Origin of the sequence: Streptomyces sp. S.PB5, from assembly GCF_030403745.1 — a bacterium.
Lineage (GTDB): Bacteria > Actinomycetota > Actinomycetes > Streptomycetales > Streptomycetaceae > Streptomyces.
In genome coordinates, this window is sequence record NZ_JAQMWP010000007.1 from 297475 (window position 1) to 321496 (window position 24022).

Consider the following 24022-nt stretch of genomic DNA (forward strand, 5'->3'; position numbering starts at 1 on the left):
CCTGCACCCGCCTCGCACCGACCGCGGCCGGCTGCTGCTGGTCCTCGCCCTCGCCGCCGCCGTCATCGCCTTCACCGCGACCGTGCCGCTGCTGCGCGGCTGGTTCGACCTGCGGGTCTACCACGGCGCTGTCGACAGCTGGGTCCACGGCGGGCGGCTCTACGACTACCGGGTGCCGGGGACGACGTACGGCTTCACCTACCCGCCCTTCGCCGCCGTCGGCATGCTGCCGATGGCCCTGCTCCCGCTGCCCGTCGCGATCGCCGGTTCCCTGCTGCTCAACCTGGCCGCGCTCGCGGTGATCGTGCGGCTGCTGGCCGGGCGGTCGTGGTGGCGCCACGGGTGGTACGGATGCGCTCTGGGCGCCTGCGTGCTCGCCCTGTTCGAGCCGCTGCGGGACACGTTCAGCTTCGGGCAGGTGAACCTTCTGCTGCTGGCCCTGGTGCTGTTCGACGGCCGGCTGCTCGCCACGGGCCGGGAGCGCTGGGCGGGTTGGGGGACCGGACTGGCGGCGGCCGTGAAGCTCACCCCGGCGCTGTTCATCGTCCTTCTGCTGCTCTCCGGGAGAAGGCGCGCGGCCGCCGTCGCGACGGCGGTGGCGGCGGGCGCGACCGGTCTCGCGGCCTGGGCGGCCCCGGACGCCTCGCGCTTCTACTGGACGGAGGCGTTGTGGGACACCACGCGGGTGGGCCGCCTGGACTATGTCTCGAACCAGTCCCTGCAGGGGATTCTGGCCCGGCTGGGTGAACCGGACCGGGCCGCGTGGGTGGCCGTGGTCCTGCCGGTGCTGTGCGTGTGGGCCGTACGGGCCCGCCGGGCGGCCGCGGCGGGGGACTGGACGGCCGCGTTCGCCCTGACCGGGCTGACCGCGTGTCTGGTCAGCCCCGTCACCTGGGTGCACCACCTGGTGTGGCTGCTGCCGGCCTTCGCGGTGCTGGTCCGCGCCGGGCACGCGCGCGTGGCGGGTGCCCTGTACGCGGTGATGTGCACCAGCGTGGTGTGGCTGTGGTTCGACGACGCGTCCGGCGTCGACGGATTCCTCGGCGGCAACACCTACACCTGGATCACCCTCGGCCTGCTGCTGTGGCTGCCGGTCGGTCAATCCGACGGCCGCCGCGCGGACCTGGCCCGCAGCACGAGGGCGACGGCGCCCGCGCCGAGCGCGGCGGCACCGGCGACCATCCAGACATCCGGCCGGCCGGACCCCTCGTCCACCGCGACCGCGGCCGCCGCGGGCACCGCTTCGGGCCCCGGCCGCGGCCGGACCCGCAGTGCGTCCAGCGAACCCACCGGGTCCACCCGCCCCGCCGCGCCGAACCCCCAGTCCAGCAGCCTCCGCGCCTCCTCGTACACGGCGAAACCACCGCCCGCCTGAGGATTCATCACGGTGACCACGAGCCTGCGCCCACCCCGCTCGGCCGCGGCGACGAGCGTGTTGCCCGCATGGCTGGTGTAGCCGTTCTTCACCCCGATCAGCCCGTGGTACGGCTCCACCCCGTCGGCACCGGTGAGCAGCCGATTGGTGTTCTGGATCTCGTACGACCATCCGCCGCCCCCGGGGAACTTCGCCTCGACCGTGCCGCAGTACCGCGCGAAGTCGGGGTTGCGCAGCCCGGCGCGGCCGAAGACGGCCAGGTCGTACGCGGACGAGACCTGGCCGGGTGTGTCGTAGCCGTCGGGGGAGCGGACGTGGGTGTCGAGGGCGCCCAGGGCCCTCGCCTTGGCCTGCATGCGGGCGGCCGTGTGGCGCCAGCCGCCGCTGAGCCGGGCCAGGACGTGCACGGCGTCGTTCCCGGAGTTGAGGAAGACCCCGCGCCACAGGTCGGCGACCCGGTACGTCCGCCCCTCCCGTACGCCGACGAGGCTGCTCCCGGGGCCCACGTCGGCCAGCTCGTCGTGCCCGACCCGGTGCCGGATGCCTCCGGGCAGTGTCGGCAGCACGGCCAGCGCGAACAGGGTCTTGAGTGTGCTGGCGGGCGGCAGTTTGCGATGCGCGTCGTGCGCCGCGAGCACCTCCCCGGTCTGCGCGTCGGCCACGATCCACGACAGCGCGGACACGGCCGGTACCCGGGGCGCACCCCGGTGCGGCCGGACGTGGGTGCCGGAGCGGTACAGCAGGGCGGGCCGCGGAGTCGCGGCCTGCGCGCCGCCGGGGGCGCCGGGGTCGGAGCCGGTGTGAGCGGCGGCCGAGGCGGGGGCGAGTACCAGGAGGCCCGCCGTGCAGAAGGCGCAGGTGGACACGGCAACCCGGGAGGTAAATCCGATGGTCATACCGCAAACCTAGGAACGGACCCTCCCGCAGCCGCGCTGCCCGGGCCGAGGGGTGGTCGCGAGCACCCGGATGCCGTACGGAGCCCGCCCTCTTCGCCAGGGAGTTCTGCCGCCCGGGTCCGTGGTGACGGCGTGGACGGCCGGCCGGACCAGCGAGCCGGGCTCGGTCAGCCGACGGGCAGCGTCGGCTGGATCCGTCGCAGGAAGGTCGCGTTGTCCGGGGTCTCGCGCATGCGCTGGAGGAGCGTCTCCAGGTTGCCCTGGCCGTCCCCGTTCTGAAGGACCCGCCGCAGTCCTCGTACGGCGGTCAACTCCGCCGGGGTCAGCAGGAGTTCCTCGCGGCGGGTGCCCGAGGGGTTGATGGCGACGGCCGGGAAGACACGGCGGGAGGCCAGTTCGCGGTCGAGGCGCAGTTCCATGTTGCCGGTGCTCTTGAGCTCCTCGAAGAAGTAGTCGTCGGCCCGGGAACCGGTCTCCACCAGGGCCGTGGCGAGGATGGTGAGCGAGCCGCCCTCCTCGGTCAGGCGGGCGGCGCCGAAGAACCGCTTGGGGCCGATGAGCGCGGTGGCGTCGACACCGCCGCTCAGGGTGCGGCCACCGGCGGCGGCCGCGTTGTTGTGGGCCCGGCACAGCCGGGTGAGGGAGTCGAGCAGGATCACGACGTCCTCGCCGGCCTCGACGAGCCGCTTGGCCCGTTCGATCACGAGGTCCGCGAGCGCGATGTGCTGCTTGGGTGTGCGGTCGAACGTGGAGGCGTACACCTCGCCGCGCACGGAGCGCCGCATCTCGGTGACTTCCTCGGGGCGTTCGTCGAGCAGCACCACCATCAGGCGGGCCTCGGGATGGTTCCCGGCGACGGCCGCCGCGATCTGCTGGAGGAGGACCGTCTTGCCGGTCTTGGGCGGGGCGACGATCAGCCCGCGCTGCCCCTTGCCCACGGGGGCGATGAGGTCGGCGACCCGGCCGGTCAGCCCGGACGCCGGGTGTTCGAGGCGGATGCGCTCATGGGGGTGCAGCGGCGTCAGATCGCGGAAGTGGCGGCGGTCGCGCAACTCGTCGGCGCCCTGGCCGTTGACCCGGGCGACCTCGGTGAGGGCGCGCTGGGTGCCGCGTACGCCGTCGACGGCGTCGCCCTTGCGCAGACCGTACTTGCGGATCAGCGCGGGGGAGACCTGGAGGTCGGACGGCAGCGGCAGCAGGCTCTCGGGACGCAGATGGCCCTTCCCGTTCGCGTCGATGTCGAGGACACCGGTGGCCGCGCGGACCGGGAGCTGCTGCTGGACGGGGGGTTCGAGTGTGGTGGTCATGGTGGTCGGTCCTTTCGAGGACGGAAGGCATGAGACATGCGGAAGGAAGGGGAGGGCCGCGAAGATCGGGAAGGCGCGCAGAAGGCCTTCGCGCGGCGGGAGACAACACCTCGGGTACGGCGACGACCGCCGACTGCGAGGTGGTGAGAGAGCCGGTACGACGACCGGCGATCTGAGGATGAACTGGCACCGGCGCCCAGGACCGGGCGTACACAGGTGCTAACGGGACGGTACCACGGTGCTTCAGTGTGTGGCGAGGAGTCCGTAGAGAAGCGGGATCCGCGGCTCGGGCAGCCGCCACCAGCCGGAGGGTGTGCGGACCATCTGCGGCCAGCGCGGCCAGGGGAGCTCGTCGCTCTCCCGGAGCCGCCGGATGGCCAGTCCTGCCCCGGTCAACGCGTTGATGACCTCGTCTATTCCGTGCATCCACTCGTAACTGTCGGTGGCGTCCTCGACGGCGGGCCCGTCGGTGTACGTGTGCGTCGCGTCACGGTGCACGGGGCCGCCACCGCCCAGGTAGTCATGGCGCAGGAGCAGTTCCGGACCCTCGCCCGGAGCGGGCTTCGGGCCCAGCGAGTTGAGCAGCGGATGGAACTCGACGAGATACAACCGCCCGCCCGGCCGCAGGAGTCGGGCGACGACACCGGCCCACCGCTCGAGATCGGGCAGATAGCACAGCGCGCCCTTCCCGGTGTAGACGACGTCGAACTGCCGCCCGCCGAGCGCCTCGACGGCGTCGTACACGTTGGCCTGTACGTAGGCGACGTCCAGACCCGCCTTCGCGGCGATGTCCTGCGCGGCCGCCACCGAGGCCGCGGAGAAGTCGAGGCCGGTCGCCCTGGCCCCGCGCCGGGCGAAGGCGATCGTCTCGGTGCCGAGATGGCACTGGAGGTGGAGCACATCGCGGCCGGTCAGCTCACCGAGGTCGTCCCACTCGAAGCCGGCGAACCAGCGGGCAGGATCGAGATCCTGGTCGAGCCCGTAGAAACGGCTGGCGAGGTGGACGGGGGTACGGGCGTCCCAGTTGGCCTGGTTGGCCCGCATGAACCGCGCGTGCTCGTCGGTGGTCATGCCGCAATCCAACCGCACCGCCACCGCTCTGTGGCGCATTCGCCCGCCGCACATCCCCGGCGGCGGGAAATCGCCTCCACCGGGTATCGCCTCCGCCGGGTGTCGATTCCTTCCGGCACCGTTCGTCGGTGGGGTGTAGGAAGCTCACAAGGACCGGGAGGACCTCATGAAGTACATGCTGCTCGTCTGCGGCGACGACACGGCCGACTCCTCGGGCATGGCCCCCGTGGAACCCTGGGTCGAGGACCTCGGGGAGCGCGGGGTCCGGCGCCACGGCCACCGGCTCGCGCTGCCCTCCGAGGCCGTCACCGTGCGGGTGCGCGACGGCGAAGTGCTGCGCACCGACGGGCCGTTCGCGGAGACCAAGGAGTATGTCGCCGGGTTCGACGTCCTCGAGTGCGACACCCTGGAGGAGGCCGTCCAGGCCGCCGCCCGGCACCCCGTCGCCACCGTCGGCGCCATGGAGGTGCGCCCGTTCTGGGAGGACGAGGAGCCCGAGGCGCGGATCCGCCGGCTGGAGGAGGAACTGACCGAGGCGGTCCGCGCGGGCGACGTCGAACGCATCACCGCCTGCTACGCGCCCGACGCGACGGTGTTCCACGACGGGACGGCACATCAGGGTGCCGACACGCTCCGCAAGGCCCTGCGGGAAGCGGCCTTCACCGGACCCGTGACCTGCGAGGTCCTGGAATCCGGCGTCCAGGTCGACGAGAGCATCGCCTTCGGCCACGCCCTGGTCCGGCTGACCGCGACCGGCCTCGACGAGTTCGTCCGGGTCACCACCGGCTACCGGGACTTCGGTCTGCGCTGGCTGATCACCCACCAGCACGTGTCATGAGGTACGTCCTGTTCGTCTGCGCACCGGCACACGGCCGGGACGTCACCGTACGGCTGCGGCCGCCCGCCGACGCCACGACCGTGCGGGCGCACGACGGTGAAGTCCTCATCTCCGACGGGCCGTTCACCACGGCCGACGAGTACGTGACCGCCGTGGACCTCGTCGAGGCGGCCGACCTCGACGAGGCGATCGCCCTCGCCGCCCGGCACTCCGAGGGCGGCCCCGTGGAAGTGCGGCCGGTGTGGGAGTGACCGTCGAGGAGGCCGTCGCCGCCGCCTTCCGCGAGGAGTGGGGCCAGGTCGTCGCCACCCTGATCCGGGTGACCGGCGACTGGGACCTCGCCGAGGAGTGCGCGCAGGACGCCTTCACCCAGGCCCTCGACCGGTGGCGGCGCGACGGCGTCCCGCGCCGCCCCGGCGCCTGGCTCACCACGACCGCCCGCAACCGCGCCCTGGACGTCCTGCGCAGGGAAGCGGTGGGGGCGCGGAAACTACGGGAGGCCGCGATGCTGACGGCCGGCGGGGAACCGTACGACGACCACGACGGTGGTGACGACAGCGGGGTGCGGGACGACCGGCTGCGGCTGATCTTCACCTGCTGCCACCCCGCCCTGCCCGTCGAGGCCCGGGTCGCCCTGACCCTGCGCACCCTCGCAGGGCTCACCACACCGGAGATCGCCCGCGCCTTCCTCGTGCCCGAGGCGACCATGGCGCAGCGGCTGGTGCGGGCCAAGAAGAAGATCCGCAACGCGGGCATCCCGTACCGGGTACCGCCCGCGCATCTGCTGCCGGAGCGTCTGACGGGCGTACTCGGCGTGATCTACCTGCTGTTCAACGAGGGGTACGCCGCCACCTCCGGCGCCGGTCTGGTGCGCGGGAGCCTCTGTGCGGAGGCGGTCCGCCTCGCCCGCGTACTGGCCCGCCTGATGCCCGACGAACCCGAGGCCCTCGGTCTGCTCGCCCTCCTGCTGCTGCACCACGCCCGCCGGGACACCCGCGTCGACGCGGCCGGTGACCTGGTCACGCTGGAGGACCAGGACCGCACGGCCTGGCATCGCGACGAGGCCGACGAGGGGGCCGCGCTCCTGGAGACCGCGCTGCGGCGTGGCCGCCCGGGCCCGTACCAGCTCCAGGCCGCGATCGCCGCCTGCCACACCACCGCCCGCACGGCCGGGGACACCGACTGGGCCGACATCGCCGGGCTGTACGGGGAACTGGTCCGTCTCGTGCCCTCCGCCGTGGCCCGCCTCAACCGTGCGGTCGCCGTCGGTATGGCCGAGGGGCCGGACGCGGGCCTCGCCCTGGTCGCGGAGCTGGAGCAGGAGGGCGATCTGGCCGGCTACCACCTCCTGCCCGCCACCCGCGCCGACCTGCTGCGCCGCGCCGGGCGTACGACGGAGGCGGCCGCGGCGTACGAGCGGGCGCTGGCGCTGGTGGAGAACGACGCGGAGCGGAGGTTCCTGGAGAAGCGGCTCGTGGAGTGCCGGTCCGCCGGGTGAGGGCCGGTCGTCGGCGGAGGCGACGCCTCAGGATGCGGCGTCTCAGGAGGCGGCGCCTGTCTCCGCCTCCTTCGCGATCTGCTCGAACTGGGCTGCCATGGCCTCCGCGAGGGCCTGGGCGCCCGACAACGGCCGCACCATGACCGTGAGTTCGTCGATCAGGCCGTCCTCGTCGACGTGGATGAAGTCGCAGCCACTCAGCGCACGGTCGCCCACCCGGGCCGTGAACACCAGGGCGTGGTCGCGGCCGTCGGCGCCGGTGAGCTCGCGCTCGTACCGGAAGTCCTCGAAGACCCGGGAGACGCCCCGCAGGATCGCCGCGGTGATCGCCTTGCCGGGGTACGGCTTGAAGACGACCGGGCTGGTGAAGACGACGTCCTCGGCCAGCAGTGCCTCGACGGCGTCGAAGTCCCACGCCTCGACGGCCTCGCGGAAAGCGCGCATCCGGGCTCACCTCATAGTCAATTAGTTGATTAGGTGTGAACCACGGTATGCCCCGGCCCGCGGTGTGTCCATGGGGGCTGCTCGCCTAAGCTGACGCGATGTTCAGCCCAGAAGGCCCGAGCCTCCGTGAGCTCGCCGTCCAGGCCCTGTCGTCCGTGGAACACGGCTACGACCTCCTCGCCCCCAAATTCGATCACACGCCCTTCCGCACCCCTGACTCGGTGCTCGACGCCGTCGCACGGGCGCTGACGCCGATGGGGCCTTTCGCCGCCGGCCTCGATCTGTGCTGCGGCACCGGGGCGGGGGCCGCCGTGCTCGCGCGGGTGTGCCGGGAGAGTGTGACCGGCGTCGACTTCAGCGCCGGCATGCTCGAGGTCGCCCGGAAACGCGTCCGGCCCGCCGGTCCCCGGGTCGACTGGGTCCGCGCGGACGCCCGGGCCCTGCCGTTTAGCCCCGCCTTCGACCTGGTGGTGAGCTTCGGGGCCTTCGGGCACTTTCTGCCGGCCGAACTGCCGGGCCTGTTCGGCCAGGTCCGCTCGGTCCTGCGGCCGGGTGGCAGCTTCGCCTTCCCCGTCGTCGCGCCGCCCCGCCCCGGCTCCCTCGGCTACTGGATGCTGCTGGGCTTCGACGTGGTCATGCGGGTGCGCAACGCGCTGTGGCGGCCGCCGTTCGTCATGTACTACCGGGCGTTCCGGCTGGGGGACGTCCGTGGGGAGCTGGAGCGCGCGGGCTTCGAGGTGGAGCTGGTGGCCCTGCCCGAGTTCGGGAGCCGGAGCGACGGCAGTCCGCGGGTGCGGATGGTGGTGGCGCGCCTGCCGTACTGAGCGGCGGACCGGGTGGGTTTGGTTTTCGAACCAATAGGTTATCGCGGGTTGGAAAATCAAACTCACCTGCTTATGGTGAGTCCGTGACGACGACAACCGGCACCGAGATCCGCATCGACCCCGCCTGGTGGTCCTGGGAGGGAGCCCACGGCGGCCATGTCGCGGCCGTCGCCCTGGCCGCCGTACGCGACCGCTTCCCCGGCGGCGCGCACCCCGTCCGCACCCTGACCGCACACTTCCTCGCCCCCGTCGACGCGAGCCCGCTGCACTTCTCCGGCACCTCGCCCGCGACCGGCCGACAGACCGCGACCTGCGTCTTCAGCGGCCACCAGAGCGCGGGCCCGGTACTGGTCGGCTCTGCCCTCTTCGGCGCCGGGCGCCCTGGACCGTCGTACGCCGGTCGCCCCGCCCCCGACGTGCCGGGACCGGAGGAGTGCCTGCCGCTCGAACTGCCCCACGCGCCCGCCCCGTTCGCCGACCAGCTGGAGATCCGCCCGGCCACCGAGGCCCGCCCGCTCGTCGGCGGCGGCACGGCCGAACTGGTCGCCTGGGTGCGCTTCGCGGACGGACGCGCCCTGGACGCGGGCGCCGTGATCACGCTCACCGACGTCCTCCCGCCCGCCCTCCACGCCCGCCTGCGCACCCCGCGCCCCGTGCCCACGGCCGAGCTGACCGTTCACCTGACCGACGCCCTGGACGACGGCCCCCCGCACGGCTGGACCCTCGTCCGGATCCGTGCCGACCACGCCGGTGGCGGCTGGGCGGTCGACGACAGCGCGGTCTGGGCCGCGGACGGCCGGCTGCTCGCGGTGGGGCGTCAGGCGCGCGTCGTGCGGGACGCCGGTACCGGATGACGGGGAAGGGCCACCACCGGTTCGGCCCCTGGAGGGCGCTGTCCGGCTAGAGGTCGTCCCGCGCGCCGACCCCGCCCAGTGCCAGCCCGATCGCCGCCTCCGCGCCCAACTCCCCGCCCTCGCGCACCGCTTGGAGGAACCGGGCGTCACCCAGGGAGGCGCGCAGGCGGCGTTCGTACTCGCGGTGGAAGACGGTGGTGTCGGGGTTGCCCAGCTGCGGCAGTCCCGCCGTGCGCCACAGGCGTCTGCTGACGCCCAGCAGACGTGCCGCCAGCTCGTCCTCGCCGCGGGCGGCCTGCGCGGCGACCAGCAGATCGGCGACGGCGGCGGCCCCGAGGTGGTCGTGCACCCGCCACTTCGCGGTCAGCGCCTCCCGGGCCGTCCGCAGCGCCTCGTCCGCATGGCCGAGGCCGATCCCGGCCAGCGACACGAAGAAGTCACCCCACGCCCGCATCCACAGCTCGCCCCGCTTGGCACAGTCCTGCCGCAACCGCTCGGCGACCGAGGCGCAGCGCTCGAACGCGGCCTGCCCGGCGAGGAGATACGCCTGCAGCGCGAGGGTCATGAGCTGGAAGAACTCGGCGCCGCCGTCGCCCGCCGGAGCCTGCAGGCCGGCCCCGTACAGCACCGCCGAGCGCGCCGACTCGCCCCGCACGGCCAGACTCGCCCCCGTCAACGGCAGCGCGGGAACCGGCAGTTGACGCTCCGCAGCGAGCCACACATAGGCGGCGCTCACCGATTCCGCCGCTTCCAGGTCGTCCGGTACGACGGTCACGAGCCGGTGCGCCCACACGGCGAGTGTGTGCTCGGGGCCGCCGCTCTCGGGTGCCCGGCGCAGGGCCCGTTCCAGATAGCCGCGCCCCTCCTCGGCGACCCCGCAGGCGAACCAGAAGTACCAGAGGCTGCCGGTGAGTTCGAGCGCGGTCTCCGGCTCGGGCGCCGCCAGACAGTCCTCGATCGCCAGCCGCAGATTCGCGTGCTCCGCGGAGAGCCGCTCGGCCCACACCCGCTGACCGGGGCCCAGCCACTCCGCCTCGCCCTGGCGCGCGATCCACCGGAAGTAGTCCCGGTGCCTGCGCCGGACCGCCTCCTCCTCGCCGAGCCCGGCGAGCCACTCCGCGCCGAACGAGCGGACCGTGTCGAGCATGCGATAGCGCCCCGCAATCCCCTCGCCGTCCCGTGTCACGATCGACTTCTCGGTGAGCGAGGCGAGCAGCGCGAGCACGTCCTCGGCGCTCAACGGACCGCCGTGGCAGACGAATTCGGCCGCCTCGATGTCCCAGCCGCCGGCGAACACCGACAGCCTCGCCCACAGCAGCCGCTCCAGGGGCGTGCACAGCTCATGACTCCAGCCGATGGCCGTACGGAGCGTCTGATGGCGGGCCAGCCGCGGCCGGGCGGACGAGACGAGCAGGTCGAAGCGGGAGTCCAGGCCCTCCAGGAGGCGGTCGAGCGGGAATCCGCGCAGTCGCACGGCGGCGAGCTCAAGGGCCAGCGGTATCCCGTCGAGCCGGGCGCACACCGCGGCCACATGCGGTCGGTTGTCCTCGGTGAGCGTGAACTCCGGCATCGCGGCCGAGGCCCGGGCCGCGAACAGCTTCACCGCGTCGTCCCGCTCGCCCAGCGGCAGCGGCGTCACCGTCAGCAGCTGCTCGCCCGGTACCCCGAGCGCCTGGCGGCTGGTCGCCAGCACCCTCAACTCCGGGATGTGCAACAGGAGTTCCTGCACGACGTGCGCGCACTCGTCCAGAACGTGCTCGCAGGTGTCGAGCACGAGCAGCAGGGGCGCCCCGGTGAGATGCTCGTACAGCGCCTCCAGGAGCGGCCGCAGGGTCTGCTCGGTCAGCCGGGTCGCCTGCGCGACCGTGTTCGTCAGCAGATCGGGATTCCTGAGGTCCGACAGCTCCACCAGCCAGGCCCCGCCGGGGAAGGCCGACTTCGCGACATGCGCGGCGCGCAGGGCGAGCCGGGACTTGCCGACACCCCCCGGCCCCGTCAGCGTCACCAGCCGCACGGCCCCGAGCAGCCCTGCGATCTCCGTGAGTTCGAGCCTGCGGCCGACGAACTCGTTCGCCTCGGCGGGAAGGTTGCCGATCCTGCCGCCCTGCACAGAGGCCGCCATCGTCCCCCCTCACCGCAACCCGACGCCAGGTCACCCTAACCCCTCACGGGCGGCCTGTTTCCGGCGTAGCGTGGATGCGGTCCCACCTCGCCGAGGGAGGCGCGCCATGGCCGTCGTACCCGCCGTGACGACCGTGGGACGGATGCGCCACGGAGACCATCTGCTCCTCGGTTACGACACGGACGAGGAACGCGAGACCGTCCTCGCCGCGTTTCTGCTCGACGGCCTGGCCTGCGGCCACCGTGGACTGCTGCTGCCGCCCGCCGACATCCCCGCCGGCGTCGCCCTGTCCTTCCTGGAGGAGCACGGCTGCCGGGTCGACGAGGAGGTCGCGACCGGCCGCCTCCTGGTCGACCCCCATCTCGCCGCCCCCGACGGGCTGTGGGACCTGGACGAGGTGATCCGCCGCGAGACCCGGCGCGCGGTCGCCGACGGTTTCCTGGGCTTGCGCGTGTGCACGGAGATCCTGCGCGCCCGCGGCGGCAGAGGACTCAAGACACTGCACGACAGCGAGCTCCTGCTCGACCCGGTCTTCTCCGCGCTGCCCGTGCTCGGCATCTGCCAGTACGACAGCCGGGTCTTCGACGAGTCCGAACTCGCCCCGCTCACCGGACTCCACCACGGCCGGGTGGGCGCGGACCACGTCTGGCGCGACGACCTGCTCTCCATCACCCGCACCTTCGCACCCCCGGGCCTCGCCCTCGCCGGAGAGGTCGACGACACCAACGTCACCGCCGTCGCCCGCGCCCTGCACGCCGAGCGCAACCGCCCGGCGAACGGCGTCCACACCCGACTCGACCTGCGCGAACTGCACTTCATCGACGTGGGCGCACTGCGGCTGCTGGTCTTCTCCGCGCTCGCCCGGTCCGGCGCGGGCGGCACCCTGGTCCTGTCCGGGGTCGCCCCGCACATCCAGCGGGTGATGCGGGTGACCGGCTGGGACCGCGTCCCCGGCCTGCGCCTCGAACCGGACGGAGGTGAGCCGTGACCCGCACCGGCTTCGCCCACCAGGCCCTGTGCTACGGCTCGGACACCGAATTCCTCGCCGGCACCGCCGGTTTCGCCCTCGACGGGCTGGACGCCGGCGATGCCGTTCTCGCCGTGGTCGACGAACGCAACATCGCCCTGCTCGGCGAGGCGCTCGGCGCACGGTCCGGGGAGGTCGAGTTCGTCGACGCCCGGGACTGGTACGACTACCCTTCGCGCACCCTGGGCCGCTACCACGCCTACTGCGACCGGCACGGCCCGGACCGGAGGCGGGTGAGGGTCATCGGCGAACCCGTCTGGACAGGCCGCGGCACGTTCGAGGCGCGCGAGTGGAAACGCTACGAGTCGCTCCTCAACATCGCCTTCGCCGACTCGCCCCACTGGATCGTCTGCCCCTACGACACCCGGACCCTGCCCGCCGACGTCGTCCGCACCGCCCTGCGCACCCACCCCGAACTCACCGACGGGCCCGCCGACTTCACCGACCCGGCGGACTTCTGCGCCGAGTGCGACGCACACCGTCCGGCCCCGCTGCCCGCCGGCCCGGACGACATCCCCTTCGCCCGCGGCGGCTCGGCCGCGGTGCGCCAGGCCCTCGTCGGGTACGCCCGCCGTGTCGGCCTGCCCGAACAGCGCATGTACGACCTGGTGGCGGCGGTGCACGAGACCGTGGCCAACTCCCTGCGCTACGGCGGAGGACAGGGCGTGATCCGGCTGGGCGGCGACCCCGACCACCTGATCTGCGAGATCCGGGACGAGGGGGCACACAACTCGGCGCCCCTTCCGCCCTTCCCCGGCCATCTGCCACCCGACCCGCGCGCCCCGAACGGTCACGGGATGTGGGTCGTACGGCAGTTGGCCGACCTGGTCGCCGAGGACCTGGGCCCCTCGGGCTCCGTGGTGCAGCTGTACTTCCGCTGGCCCACGCCCTGAACCCATAGGCCGACGGCCGGTGTCACAGCGCGCTGTAGAGGGCGTCGACGAGCGCCATCTTCCGCGGATCGTCGGCGATATGAGGCCCCATGCGGTTCATGACGTAACCGAGCGACACCTGGGCCTCGGGGTCGGCCAGCCCGCAGGACCCGCCGAAACCGTCATGCCCGTACGCCCGCGGGTTGGGCCCGTACGACCCGTTCGCCCCGCTCAGCCACAGCCCGAGCGCGATCTCCGTCTCGCTCTCGAAACCGGCGCCCAGCACCAGGTCACGGCAGCTGCCCTGCCCCTCACGCACCCGCTCGGCCGCCTCCGGCGTCAGGACGCGGTGACCGTCGTACGTGCCCTGCCCCGCGAAGATGCCGTACAGCCGGGCCACCGCCCGCGCGGTGCCGTGACCGTTGGCGGCGGGGATCTCGGCGGCCCGCCACCGGGGCGTGTTCGCCTCGGTCGCGCCCGCCATCGGATTGGCCAGGGCGGCCAGTGCCACGGGCGCCAACTGGCTGAAGACCGCCGCCTGTTCGCTGCTCGCCGCCGCCGACGGATGGACCAGCTCGGCGGCGCGCCCGTACTCCTTCTCCGGCAGCCCGACGGTGAAGTCGATGCCGAGGGGCCCGGTCACCTCCCGCTCCAGGAAGGCCCCCGGCAGCAGCCCGGACACCCGTCGTACCACCTCACCGACGAGGAACCCGTACGTCAGCGCGTGGTACCCCGACTGCGAACCCGGCTCCCACCACGGCTCCGTCGCGGCGAGCCGCGCCGTCGTCAGCTCCCAGTCGCAGAGCTGCTCCACGGAGTGCGGTTCCCGCAGCCCGGCCAGTCCGGCCCGGTGCGACAGCAGATGCCGTACGAGGACCTTCTCCTTGCCCGCTGCGGCGAACTCGGGCCAGTACACGGCCACCGGGGCGTCGAGGTCGAGCAGCCCCCGGTCGGCGAGGATGTGCGCACACAGGGCCACCGGCCCCTTCGAGGTCGACCACACATTGACCAGCGTGTCCCGTTCCCAGGGCCGGGTGCGTCCGGCGTCGGCCCAGCCGCCCCACAGATCCACCACGGTCCGCCCGCCGACCGTGACGGCGACCGCGGCCCCCAGCTCGCCCCGGTCCCGGAAGTTCCCCTCGAACGCGGTGCGCACCGCCGCGAATCGCTCGTCGCAGTCGCCTTGAACGCGGGACTCGTGCTCGGACATGAACCGCCTCCGTCGTACGCCGGGACCCCGGGCCGCCACACTGCGGCCCGGGCCCGTCGAACGTACCGACTGGTCGGACTGGAGGGAAGGACCAGGGTCCTCAGAGGCGCGAGCGCAGCCAGTCGAGCTTGGCCGCCTCCTGGTAGGGGCCGCCGCCCTCGTGGTCGTTGAAGTCGTAGACCTCGATCTGCTTGTCGTCGTGCGCCCAGGCGTTGAACGCCGCGAAGACCGTCGAGGGCGGGCAGGTCTGGTCCTCCAGGGCCGCGGAGAAGAGGGCCGGGGCACTCCCGCGGGCGGCGAAGTGGACACCGTCGAAGTACGACAGGGTGCGCAGGGCGTCCTCGGTGCGACCGCGGTGGGTCTTGAGGAACAGGCCGATCTCACGGTACGGGTGACGGTCCGTCAGAACCGCCGCGCGGGGGTAGTCGCACAGGAACGGCACGTCCGGCGCGATGGCGACCAGGTCGGGGACCAGACCGCCCACGGCGATGGTGATGCCGCCGCCCTGGCTGCCGCCGACGGCGACCGTGCGGGCGGCATCGGCCGAGGGGTGCGAGCGGGCCGCCTCGACGGCGCGCACCGCGTCCGTGAACACCCGGCGGTAGTAGTAGTTCTCGGGTGCGTCGATGCCGCGCGTCATGAAACCGGGGTAGGCGGGCGCCCCGCCCACCGGGTCCGCGGTGCCGCCGCCCCCGCCCCACGCACTGCCCTGACCGCGCGTGTCCATCACGAAGTGCGCCCGCCCCGAGGACGCCCACAGCAGATGCTCGTGCGGCAGTCCGCGCCCGCCGCCGTACCCGACGAACTCCACGACCAGCGGCACCGGTTCCGTGACCCCGGCGGGCAGCGTCAGCCAGCCCTTCACCGGGTGTCCGCCGAACCCGGCGAACGTCACGTCGTACACCTCGACCGTCGTCAGTCCCGTGTCGACCGGCTCGAAGCGGGCGTCCAGATCGTGCTCACGGGCCTCCTGGAGGGTCTTGGACCAGAACGCGTCGAAGTCCTCGGGCTCGGTCGAGGCGCTGCGGTACTCACGCAGTTCGTCGAGGGGGAGGTCGAACAGAGCCATGCAGGACCGCCTTTGAAGAGGGACAGTGATGATCACACCGTACGTGCGACCTCGGACGGGTCGCCAGGTCTGTGCAGGGGCACCCGGCGGGGCGTCACGCCCACCGCCGCCGCGTCCACACCGGCTCGGTGCGCGTCCACTCCTCCTCCCACTCCGCCAGCCGGTGGCGGGTGGCCACATGGCGTACGACGGAATGGCCGAGCAGGATCAGGGCGGCGGCGCCGCCCGCGCCGCAGACGCCCATGGTGACGGTGTACTGCCAGACGGAGACGTCGTCGGGCGGTGGGGTGACGTTGCGGCCCCGGGAGTCGAACCACACCTCGACCACATCACCCTGGCGGGCGCCGGCCGGGACCCTTGCCGCCGCGGTCCGCGCACCCTCGCCCGGTTCGGTCCAGCGGACCGTCGTGCGGTAGGCGTGCGTCCGTCCGCTTCCCGCCGTCGGCTGCCGGTCCGGGCCCTTGCCGACGACCTCGGCCTGCACGCTGTGGCGGTCGGCACGCTGGGACGCGGCGGTCGCCTGCGCCTCGTCATAGGCCCACCGGGCCGTCACCACGCCTGCGAGCGGCGCCCCGACGAGCAGCAGCACGGCCACGGCCAGCGCCGTCCACGCCGCGACGACGTCGGACCGGCGGCGCAGCGGATTCTCGCGCCAGCGCCAGCCGCGCACCCGGGTTCGCATGGCGACCTCCTCGCCGTCTCCTGAGCCGGAGGGCGGGACGAGCGGTACCGGAGGCCGGTCCGCCTCCCTCAGCACCAGGCACATCTGCGAGTGCCCCGGTAGGTCAAGTACCCCGTCCGCCGCACATCGTTCACCGCGGCCCCGGCACGGCAGTCGCCGCCGGTGCCGCCGCGGGAGGGGTGCCCTGCACGGTCGGGGTGAAACGGGGGCCGGTTCCGGGGACGGCGCTCGATGGCGACGCCGCCCCGCCCCGCGACTCAGCCGAAGCGCTCGATCCGGATCCGGTCCACCGGCTGCCCCGCCTCGACGAGCAGCCGCGACGCGTGCTCGGCGAAGGCGTTGGAGCCGCACACATAGGCCTCCCACCCACCGGAAGGCTGCTCGGCCAGGAGCGGCGCCACATGTGCGGCGGCCATACGTCCCACCGGCACACCCTCTGGCGCGCTCCGCGTGAAGACGGGCGTCGTCTCCTCGCCGAGCTCGTCCGCGTAGACGAGGTCCTGCGGACCGCGCGCCGACACCAGCATCCGCAACGGCACGGACAGACCCCGCGCCCGGTGGTGCCGCACCATCGACATCAGCGGTACGACGCCGGAGCCGGCGCCGATCAGCAGCGCGGGCCGGTCGCCGGGCCAGGCGAAGAAGCCGCTCAGCGGGCCCCGCACCTCGATCTCGTCGCCGGGCTCGGCGACCGTGTGGAACCAGCCCGACACCTCGCCGCCCTCGACATGGTCCAGGGTCAGTTCGATGTAGCCCTCGTCGTCGGGTGCCGAGGCGATCGAGTAGTGGCGCTGGGCCACATAGCCGTCCTGGGCGGTCAGCCGCAGCATCAGATGCTGACCCGGCAGATGCCCCGCCCACGCGGGCACCGCGAACCGGAAGGTGGAGACGTACGGGGTCTCGCGGCGGATCTCGGTGAGCGTGGCCGTCTGCCACACCGCGGCGGCCCGGTTGCTCACGGCGATCCGCCCGGGCACGGCGAACCGCGTGGGGGGAGTGAAGGTCTCAGTCACCGGAGTACCGCTGCTCCTCCCACGGGTTGCCCCGCGCGTGATAGCCGTTCTGCTCCCAGAATCCCGGCTCGTCGTGGTCGAGGATCCTGAGGCCCGCGACCCACTTGGCGCTCTTCCAGAAGTACAGATGGGGCACCAGCAGCCGAGCCGGCCCCCCGTGCTCCGGCGACAGCGGCTTCCCGCCGAACTCCCAGGCGATCCACGCCTTCCCGCCGGTCACATCGGCGAGCGGCAGGTTCGTGGTGTACCCGGTGTGCGAATAGGCGACGACATGGGTCGCGGACCCATGGGGCCGGACCACATCCAGGAAGGCGTCGAGCGAGACACCTCCGAACCGCACCCCGAACTTCGACCAGCTCGTCACACAGTGGATGTCACCCTCGTACACCGAACCCGGCAGCGCGTGCGCCTCGTCCCAGTCCCAGGTGCGCGGCGCCTCGACCAGGCCGTCGACGCGGAAGGTCCAGTCGGCCGGCGACAGTTCCGGTGTGACCTCCGCGGACAGCACGGGCCAGTCGTCGCCCGCGTCGTACTGGCCGGGTGGCAGTCCGGGGTCGGGGACGCGGTCGCGTCCGGTGAAGCCTCGGGTGACGTTCATGGTTCAACCGTACTGTGTCGTCTCGAGTGCTCCGGCCCTGGTCAGGACAGCGATCATTGCGGCCGTATGAACTCTCCACCGCCCCGGGAATAGCCGCCCGCCGATCATCCTTGCGGACAGATGCCCGCGCGAGCGAAGGAGAGTGTGAGCACATGCCCAAGGCGTACGTCTTCACGCGGTACGGAGGTCCGGAGACCGAGGCCCTGGCCGAGGTGGAGCGCCCCGTGCCCGGACCCGGTCAGATTCTGGTGGCGGTACGGGTCGCGGGCGTGAACCCCGTCGACTGGAAACTCCGCACCGGATACCGACGGCCCGGCGACTCCGGTGAGTGGGTGTTCCCGTCCGTCTTCGGCAGCGAGGTCTCCGGTGTGGTGGAGACCGTCGGCGAGGGCGTCGAGGGGTTCGCCGCCGGGGACGAGGTCTTCGGCAACCCGGTGGCCGGCGGCTATGCCGAGTACACCCTGCTGCCCGCGTCCCTGGCCGCGCACAAGCCCGCCGGGCTGTCCTTCACGGACGCCGCGACCCTGCCCGTCGCCGCGGCGACCGCGTACGACGGTGTGCACCAGCTCGCCCTGCCCGCGGGGGCGACCCTGCTGGTCACCGGAGCGGGCGGGGGTGTCGGAGCCGCCGCGGTGCAGATCGCGCGGGCGCTCGGACTGCGGGTCGTGGGAGTCGCGGGCGAGGGCAAGAAGGAATTCGTCGAGTCCCTCGGCGCGGTCCATGTCCCGTCCGGTCCCGGCTGGACCGACCGGGCGGCGGAGGCGGCTCCGGACGGCATCGACGGTGTCTACGACCTCGTCGGCGGCGAGGTGCTCACCGAGGCCGCGAAGCTGCTCACCGACCGGTCCAAGCTGATCACCGCCGGTGCCCCGGCCGTGGACGTGGAGCGGCTGGGCGGCACCCGGGTCACCCGGGCCCGCACTGCGGCCGTCCTGGACGCCGTGGCCCAACTGGTCGTGAACGGCGACCTGGACCCGTATGTCACCCGGCGATTCCCGCTCACCGAGGCCGGCGAGGCCCTGCGCACCGTCGAGGAAGGCCACGCCCGCGGCAAGATCGTGATCGAGGTCGCCGAATGAGCGACAGCACGATGCGGACGGGGCGGTCGGACGGCGGCGCGCCGTACCCGGGGAGGACCGAAGCCAGCATGTCCCACGCGGGCATACCTGACATCGGCACGCCCCACGCCGCACCCCACGTCCTCGACAACCCCGCCCACGCCTCGCTGACCGGCCCGCACGCCCGCTTCGCCGAGCGTCGCGGCCGGGTCCTGCGCTACCCCGTCGACGTCTCGCCCTGGCTGGGGATGCCCGACGTGCCGACCGCCGAGGACTGGGCGGACCTGGCGGCCCTCGCCGGGCCGGGCGCGGAGGTCCCACTGTCCGGGTATGTGGGGGAGCTCCCGGACGGCTGGGAGACCATGTTCAGCGTCGACGGTGTGCAGTTCGTGGACGACGGTCTGGCCGCCGCGCCGGAGCCCGAGGCGATCAGGCTGGGCCTCGCCGACGTACCCGAGATGCTCGATCTGATCGCCCGCACCCAGCCCGGCCCGTTCCTGCCGCGCACCGTGGAGATGGGCACCTACCTGGGCATACGACGGGACGGCGCGCTGATCGCCATGGCGGGCGAGCGGCTCCACCCGCCCGGCTGGACCGAGATCAGCGCGGTCTGCACCGACCCCGCCTTCCGCGGCGAGGGCCTGGCGACCCGGCTGATCCTGGCCGTCGCCCACGGCATCCGGGAGCGCGGCGAGACCCCGTTCCTGCACACGAGCGCCCGGAACACCAACGCCATCGGGCTGTACGAGTCCCTGGGCTTCCGGCTCCGCCGTACGACCAGGTTCCTGGCGGCGCGGACGCCGGAACGGCAGCCGGTGATGTCGTAGGCGAACCGGTGGGAGCAAGCGTGAGCGCACTCGTACGGGCTCTCACCCTTCGCGTGGCCAAGCGTTGTACCGCACCAGATAGTCGGCGAACCGCGCGAGATCCTCCTCCGGCCACTCCGCGAGCCGCTCCTGGAAGGCGGCCTTGCGGCTCTCGGTGACCTGGGCGAGGATCCGCCGGCCGGCCTCCGTGAGATGCAGTACGTGGACCCGGTGGTCCTCCGGGTCCCGTCGCCGTTCGACGAGTCGGGCTCGCTCCAGGGCCGTCACCTGGCGGCTGACGGTCGACTTGTCGAGGGCGTGGTGCGCGGCCAGATCGGTGGCGCGGCAGCCGTCGCGCTCCTCCAGGTGTCCGAGCAGGGTGTACGAGACGAGGGACAGCTCGGGATGCATCCGGCCCGCCGAGGCCCGGGCCCGGCGGGCGAAGATCGTCATCTCGCGCTGGATGCTCTCGACGGCCTCGGCTGCGTCCACGGAACCTCCTCCACCCTCCTCCACGGCTCTGGTTGCATAGTACAACTTGACCGTGGGGTGGCTGCGTGGCTCGGTGCGGGGCCGTCACTGGCGGCGGGGCGTGTGATCACTCGGGTAGGTTGCTGCTTCGATGCCTCCCTTCCCGCCTTCCCCCGCCTCGCCCGAGTCCGTCGCGGCGACACTGCGTGCCGCCGGTTGTGTCTTCGCCGAGGACGAGGCGCGGTTGATCCTCGCCGCCGCCCGCACCCCGGACGAACTCGCCGCGATGGTGGACCGTCGCGCCACCGGCGTCCCCCTCGAACTCGTCGTCGGCTGGGCCGAGTTCCGCGGGCTGCGCATCGCCGTGGCACCCGGGGTCTTCGTGCCCCGCCGCCGCACCGAGTTCCTGGTCGAGCAGGCCCTGGCCCAAGTCCCGGACGCCACCGTGGTCGTGGACCTGTGCTGCGGCTCGGGCGCGGTCGGGGCGGCGCTGGCGGACGCGCTCGACGGCGCCGAACTGCACGCCGCCGACATCGACCCGGCCGCCGTGCGCTGCGCCCGCCGCAACGTGGCCGCCTTCGAGGGACACGTCCACGAGGGCGACCTCTTCGACGCCCTCCCCGGCGAACTCCGCGGCCGCGTCGACATCCTCGCGGCGAACGTGCCGTACGTCCCCACCGGCGAGGTCGGACTCCTGCCCGCGGAGGCCCGCGAGCACGAACCACTGGTCGCCCTGGACGGCGGAGACGACGGCCTCGACGTGCTGCGCAGAGTCGCCGGTGAAGCCGCCAAGTGGCTTGCCCCCGGCGGCTGTCTGCTCGTCGAGACGAGTGAACGGCAGGCACCGGCGGCCCTCGACACCTTCACCCGCGGGGGACTGACGGCACGTCAGGCGGTCTCCGAGGAGTGGTACGCCAACGTCGTGATCGGCGTCAGGCCGTAGCCGCGAAGCCGGCCGGCGTCAGGTCGTGGCCCCGCTCCCCGAGGGTGCGGGCGCGGGCGGCTCGTGGTGGTCGTGGCCGGGGAGCCGGTCGAGCCACTCGCCCAACTCCGGCAGCTTCTCTCGCCACTTGCCCGGGTCCGGCTTCTCCCAGGTGCCGGCGAAGACGCGGTCTGCGGTCCTGGTGTCGTCGCCGGAGCGGGTTCCGGACAGATGGACCGTCTCGCCCTGCTTGAGGTCGTCGGCCCCGGAACCCTTGCCGTCGTCACGCACGACCGGGGTGTCCGCCTCGACGGTCCAGGTCCACTCGGCGCCGTCCTCGCTCTTGACGGTCACCTGGTCGCCGTCCACCTTCTCGACGGTGCCGCGCTGCCACACCCGTACGACCCACTCGCCGGTGTCCCGGTCCTTGACGGTCGTCTCGCCGTGCACCGCGTCACCGCCGGGCCCGAACCACCAGCCGTGGCCGTGCCGTTCGCCCCTCTCGCCCGGCGACGGAGAGGCGGAGCCGGAAGCTGAGGGAGTCGCCCCGCCGTCCGAGCCCGAGGAGGTCGCGGCGTAGGCGACCGCGGCCCCGCCGAGGGCGAGGGCGGCGACCAGGGCCGCCGCGGTCACCGCTCGTGTGTGCACGGGCCGGCGGCGCCAGCGGTCTCGTAGTGGTGTGTCCTCGCCCGGCCCGACGAGTGTCTCGGGCGGCGTCGCTTCGTGATCGGGCTCGTGCGTCATGGCTCGCTCCCACCCGGCATCCCCATTGCCTTGCCTTGCTGTGATTGTGGTCGGAGGCCGATAAGAAGCGGGTAATGAGTTCCTGTGAATGCGCGACCGTCAACCCGGCGTCTGCGCACGGGCGATGAGCAGCGCCACGTCATCGGAGTTGTCCGGCTGGTGCAAGGTGCGCAGCAGGAGGTCGCACACCTCCTCCAGCGGGCGGTCGGGGCCGTCGAGGAGGTCGAGGAGCGCGTCCAGGCGTTCGTCGAGGGGGTGTTGGCGGGTCTCGACGAGACCGTCGGTGTAGAAGACCAGACGGTCGCCGGGGTCGAGGTCGACGGTCGTGGTGGCGAAGGAGACCCCGCCCACCCCCAGCGGCACCCCCGTGGGCAGGTCGAGGAGTTCCGGCTTGCGTCCGGCGCGGAGACGGGCGGGCGGCAGGTGCCCGGCGTTGGTGATCCGGACCTGCCGCAGATGCGGGTCGTGGACGGCGTAGACGCAGGTGGCGATGGACTGGTCGAGGTCCTGGGTGATGCGGTCCAGGTGTTCGAGGAGCCGGGCCGGTTCGAGGTCCAGGGAGGCCAGGGTGTTGGTCGCGGTGCGCAGCCGGCCCATGGTCGCGGCCGCGTTGATGCCGCTGCCCATGACGTCGCCGACGACGAGCGCGGTCTTGCAGCCGTCCAGCGGGATCACGTCGAACCAGTCGCCCCCGACCTCGGCCGTGGCCCCCGCGGGCTGATAGCGGGAGGCGACCTCCAGGCCGCCCGTCACCGGCGGATGGCTGGGCAGCAGACTGCGCTGCAGGGTGAGGGCGGTGTCGCGGGCGTTCTGGTACCAGCGCGCGTTGTCGATCTGTACGGCCGCGCGCGCCGCCAGCTCCCGGGCGAGCAGCAGGTCGTCCTCGCTGAACGGCAGCGGATTGCGGGTGCGTTTGAGATCGAGGGCGCCGAGGACCTCGCCGCGCGCGATGAGCGGCACGGCGAGATACGAGTGCACGCCCGCCCGGGCCAGCAGCTCCGCCGCCTCGGGGGAGCGTGCGATACGGGGCAGGTCGGCCTTCCCGACCTCGGCCACCATCACCGGCCGGCCCGTGCGCACACACTCGGTGACGAGGCGGTCGGCGCCGTAGCGGGCGACCTGTCCGGGCGGGTCGGCGGCGCTGAGCGCTTCCGGGTCGTGGTCGGCCTGGACGGCGAGGGCCCGGATCACGGCCGGTTCCGTGGGGCCGAGGCTGCTGCGTCTGCCCTCCACCACCGCGTCCAGCAGATCCACGGCGGCGATGTCGGCGAGCTCCGGCACCGCCACGTCGGCCAGTTCACGGGCCGTGCGGTCCAGGTCGAGGGTGGTGCCGATACGGGCCGAGGCGTCCGCGATGACGGCGAGGCGCCGCCGGGCCGCCTCCGCCTCGACGGCCGCCCGGTGCTGGTCGGTGATGTCCACGATGGAGACGGCCGCGCCGAGGACGGTGCCCACCGCGTCCTCCAGCCGGTACAGCGAGACCGACCAGGCGTGCTCCTCGTCGGGGTCGGCCGGGGTGCGGCCCACGGTGTGCGCGTCGACCAGGGGACGGCCGGTCTCCAGCACCTGGCGTGCCGCGGTCTCCATGGCCTCCACGTCGATCTCCGGGAGGATCTCGCGCATCGTCCGGCCGATGTGCTCCTCGGCCGGGACGCCGTTGAGTCGTTCGAGCGTCGGGTTGACCGAGACGTACCGCAGGTCGGTGTCGAGCACGGCGAGCCCGATGGGGGACTGCGAGACCATCCGCGTCGACAGCGCCACGTCCCGCTCCAGGCGCCGCAGCGTGGACTGGTCCGCCGCGAGACCCAGCGCGTACACGTCCCCGCGGTCGTCGAGGAGCCGCATGTTGCGGAACTCCACCAGGCGTGTGCTGCCGTCCTTGCGGAGGATCGGGAACGCCCCGGCCCAGCCCTGGCCGGTCTGCATGACATCGGCGAACAGCTTCACGACCAGGTCCAGATACTGCTCGTGGACCATGATCCGGGCGGCGAACTGCCCCAGCGCCTCCCGCGCCGTGTATCCGAACAGTTCTTCGGCCTGGGGGCTCCACAGCGCGATGCGTCCCTCGGCGTCCAGCACCACCGAGGCCACGCCCAGGACGTCGAGCAGCCCACTCGGCCGCACCGCCCCGCGCACCGGCCCGTCGCCCTCGGCGACCGGAGACCCGGATGCACTCATCGCACGCACCGCCTTCGAACGTCCACACGGCACGTCGTCCCCCGTGCCGACTCCCCTGTTCTACCGCGCTCAACCGTCCCCGGGGACGCGTCCGTCGCGCTCTTCCACCATCTCTCGACACACCGCGGCGCGTCCCGGTGACG

Annotated in this window: 23 protein-coding genes and 1 pseudogene; 11 read left to right on the top strand and 13 right to left on the bottom strand. The window is 73.0% G+C overall.

From position 1 onward, the window contains the following. Position 1: 1 nt before the first annotated feature. Complete coding sequence (locus PH203_RS20245; RefSeq protein WP_289921895.1) at positions 2 to 1375, top strand: glycosyltransferase 87 family protein; 1374 nt, start codon at positions 2 to 4, stop codon at positions 1373 to 1375. A 59-nt stretch (positions 1376 to 1434) separates the two neighbouring features. Here the strand turns inward: PH203_RS20245 and PH203_RS20250 are convergent. The 3 genes and pseudogenes from PH203_RS20250 to PH203_RS20260 all read right to left on the bottom strand — a co-directional run. Further along, positions 1435 to 2271, bottom strand: a pseudogene (locus PH203_RS20250) (serine hydrolase); the annotation flags it as partial. Between the two features lie 167 nt (positions 2272 to 2438). Next, complete coding sequence (gene rho, locus PH203_RS20255; protein ID WP_289921580.1) at positions 2439 to 3578, bottom strand: transcription termination factor Rho; 1140 nt, start codon at positions 3576 to 3578, stop codon at positions 2439 to 2441. A gap of 243 nt (positions 3579 to 3821) precedes the next feature. Beyond that, entirely contained in the window at positions 3822 to 4649 is an 828-nt protein-coding gene (locus PH203_RS20260) for a class I SAM-dependent methyltransferase (protein WP_289921581.1), read from the bottom strand. A 166-nt stretch (positions 4650 to 4815) separates the two neighbouring features. On the opposite strand from PH203_RS20260, the gene PH203_RS20265 reads away from it, so the two are divergent. The 3 genes from PH203_RS20265 to PH203_RS20275 are packed head-to-tail and all read left to right on the top strand — an operon-like array spanning position 4816 to position 6985. After that, positions 4816 to 5487, top strand: a complete 672-nt coding sequence (locus tag PH203_RS20265) for a YciI family protein (RefSeq protein WP_289921582.1) — start codon at positions 4816 to 4818, stop codon at positions 5485 to 5487. Next, positions 5484 to 5738: a YciI family protein gene (locus PH203_RS20270; RefSeq protein WP_289921583.1), complete on the top strand. Its 255-nt coding sequence runs from the start codon at positions 5484 to 5486 to the stop codon at positions 5736 to 5738. The genes PH203_RS20265 and PH203_RS20270 overlap by 4 nt, the downstream gene beginning before the upstream one ends. Beyond that, positions 5735 to 6985 (top strand): RNA polymerase sigma factor, encoded by a 1251-nt coding sequence (locus PH203_RS20275; RefSeq protein ID WP_289921584.1) that lies wholly within the window; start codon positions 5735 to 5737, stop codon positions 6983 to 6985. The genes PH203_RS20270 and PH203_RS20275 overlap by 4 nt, the downstream gene beginning before the upstream one ends. A gap of 42 nt (positions 6986 to 7027) precedes the next feature. Here the strand turns inward: PH203_RS20275 and PH203_RS20280 are convergent, their stop codons facing one another. Further along, entirely contained in the window at positions 7028 to 7429 is a 402-nt protein-coding gene (locus tag PH203_RS20280; protein WP_289921585.1) for a nuclear transport factor 2 family protein, read from the bottom strand. A gap of 98 nt (positions 7430 to 7527) precedes the next feature. On the opposite strand from PH203_RS20280, the gene PH203_RS20285 reads away from it, so the two are divergent. Together PH203_RS20285 and PH203_RS20290 are read left to right on the top strand one after the other, a co-directional pair. After that, on the top strand, positions 7528 to 8253 hold the full coding sequence (locus PH203_RS20285) for a class I SAM-dependent methyltransferase (protein WP_289921588.1): 726 nt from the start codon (positions 7528 to 7530) through the stop codon (positions 8251 to 8253). Positions 8254 to 8336: 83 nt separating this feature from the next. Then, complete coding sequence (locus tag PH203_RS20290) at positions 8337 to 9107, top strand: thioesterase family protein (RefSeq protein WP_289921589.1); 771 nt, start codon at positions 8337 to 8339, stop codon at positions 9105 to 9107. 46 nt (positions 9108 to 9153) lie between these two features. Here the strand turns inward: PH203_RS20290 and PH203_RS20295 are convergent, their stop codons facing one another. Then, positions 9154 to 11229: a hypothetical protein gene (locus PH203_RS20295; protein WP_289921591.1), complete on the bottom strand. Its 2076-nt coding sequence runs from the start codon at positions 11227 to 11229 to the stop codon at positions 9154 to 9156. A gap of 106 nt (positions 11230 to 11335) precedes the next feature. Between PH203_RS20295 and PH203_RS20300 the strand changes: the two genes are divergently transcribed. Both PH203_RS20300 and PH203_RS20305 read left to right on the top strand, forming a co-directional pair. Next, a complete protein-coding gene (locus tag PH203_RS20300; protein WP_289921594.1) occupies positions 11336 to 12217 on the top strand; it encodes an MEDS domain-containing protein in 882 nt (293 codons plus the stop codon). Further along, a complete protein-coding gene (locus PH203_RS20305; RefSeq protein ID WP_289921595.1) occupies positions 12214 to 13149 on the top strand; it encodes a sensor histidine kinase in 936 nt (311 codons plus the stop codon). The genes PH203_RS20300 and PH203_RS20305 overlap by 4 nt, the downstream gene beginning before the upstream one ends. A 22-nt stretch (positions 13150 to 13171) precedes the next feature. On the opposite strand, the gene PH203_RS20310 is transcribed toward PH203_RS20305, so the two are convergent. From PH203_RS20310 to PH203_RS20330, 5 genes are all read right to left on the bottom strand, one after another. After that, positions 13172 to 14338, bottom strand: coding sequence for a serine hydrolase domain-containing protein (locus PH203_RS20310; protein WP_289921596.1), 1167 nt, complete (start codon positions 14336 to 14338; stop codon positions 13172 to 13174). A 100-nt stretch (positions 14339 to 14438) separates the two neighbouring features. Continuing rightward, on the bottom strand, positions 14439 to 15407 hold the full coding sequence (locus PH203_RS20315) for an acetylxylan esterase (protein WP_289921597.1): 969 nt from the start codon (positions 15405 to 15407) through the stop codon (positions 14439 to 14441). Between the two features lie 94 nt (positions 15408 to 15501). Next, positions 15502 to 16089, bottom strand: a complete 588-nt coding sequence (locus tag PH203_RS20320) for a hypothetical protein (protein WP_289921599.1) — start codon at positions 16087 to 16089, stop codon at positions 15502 to 15504. A 257-nt stretch (positions 16090 to 16346) separates the two neighbouring features. Continuing rightward, a complete protein-coding gene (locus tag PH203_RS20325; RefSeq protein ID WP_289921600.1) occupies positions 16347 to 17102 on the bottom strand; it encodes a ferredoxin reductase in 756 nt (251 codons plus the stop codon). Beyond that, positions 17095 to 17700, bottom strand: a complete 606-nt coding sequence (locus tag PH203_RS20330; protein WP_289921602.1) for a sulfite oxidase-like oxidoreductase — start codon at positions 17698 to 17700, stop codon at positions 17095 to 17097. The genes PH203_RS20325 and PH203_RS20330 overlap by 8 nt, the downstream gene beginning before the upstream one ends. Positions 17701 to 17852: 152 nt before the next feature. On the opposite strand from PH203_RS20330, the gene PH203_RS20335 reads away from it, so the two are divergent. Both PH203_RS20335 and PH203_RS20340 read left to right on the top strand, forming a co-directional pair. Further along, positions 17853 to 18779 (top strand): NADP-dependent oxidoreductase, encoded by a 927-nt coding sequence (locus tag PH203_RS20335; protein WP_289921603.1) that lies wholly within the window; start codon positions 17853 to 17855, stop codon positions 18777 to 18779. Positions 18780 to 18847: 68 nt separating this feature from the next. Next, positions 18848 to 19585, top strand: coding sequence for a GNAT family N-acetyltransferase (locus PH203_RS20340; protein WP_289921896.1), 738 nt, complete (start codon positions 18848 to 18850; stop codon positions 19583 to 19585). A 42-nt stretch (positions 19586 to 19627) separates the two neighbouring features. On the opposite strand, the gene PH203_RS20345 is transcribed toward PH203_RS20340, so the two are convergent. Beyond that, a complete protein-coding gene (locus PH203_RS20345; protein ID WP_289921607.1) occupies positions 19628 to 20056 on the bottom strand; it encodes a MarR family winged helix-turn-helix transcriptional regulator in 429 nt (142 codons plus the stop codon). Between the two features lie 130 nt (positions 20057 to 20186). Between PH203_RS20345 and PH203_RS20350 the strand changes: the two genes are divergently transcribed. Continuing rightward, positions 20187 to 20978: a putative protein N(5)-glutamine methyltransferase gene (locus tag PH203_RS20350; protein ID WP_289921609.1), complete on the top strand. Its 792-nt coding sequence runs from the start codon at positions 20187 to 20189 to the stop codon at positions 20976 to 20978. Positions 20979 to 20996: 18 nt separating this feature from the next. Here the strand turns inward: PH203_RS20350 and PH203_RS20355 are convergent, their stop codons facing one another. Both PH203_RS20355 and PH203_RS20360 read right to left on the bottom strand, forming a co-directional pair. Next, complete coding sequence (locus PH203_RS20355) at positions 20997 to 21701, bottom strand: DUF5666 domain-containing protein (protein WP_289921612.1); 705 nt, start codon at positions 21699 to 21701, stop codon at positions 20997 to 20999. A 99-nt stretch (positions 21702 to 21800) separates the two neighbouring features. Next, complete coding sequence (locus tag PH203_RS20360) at positions 21801 to 23879, bottom strand: SpoIIE family protein phosphatase (RefSeq protein ID WP_289921614.1); 2079 nt, start codon at positions 23877 to 23879, stop codon at positions 21801 to 21803. Positions 23880 to 24022 lie beyond the last annotated feature (143 nt).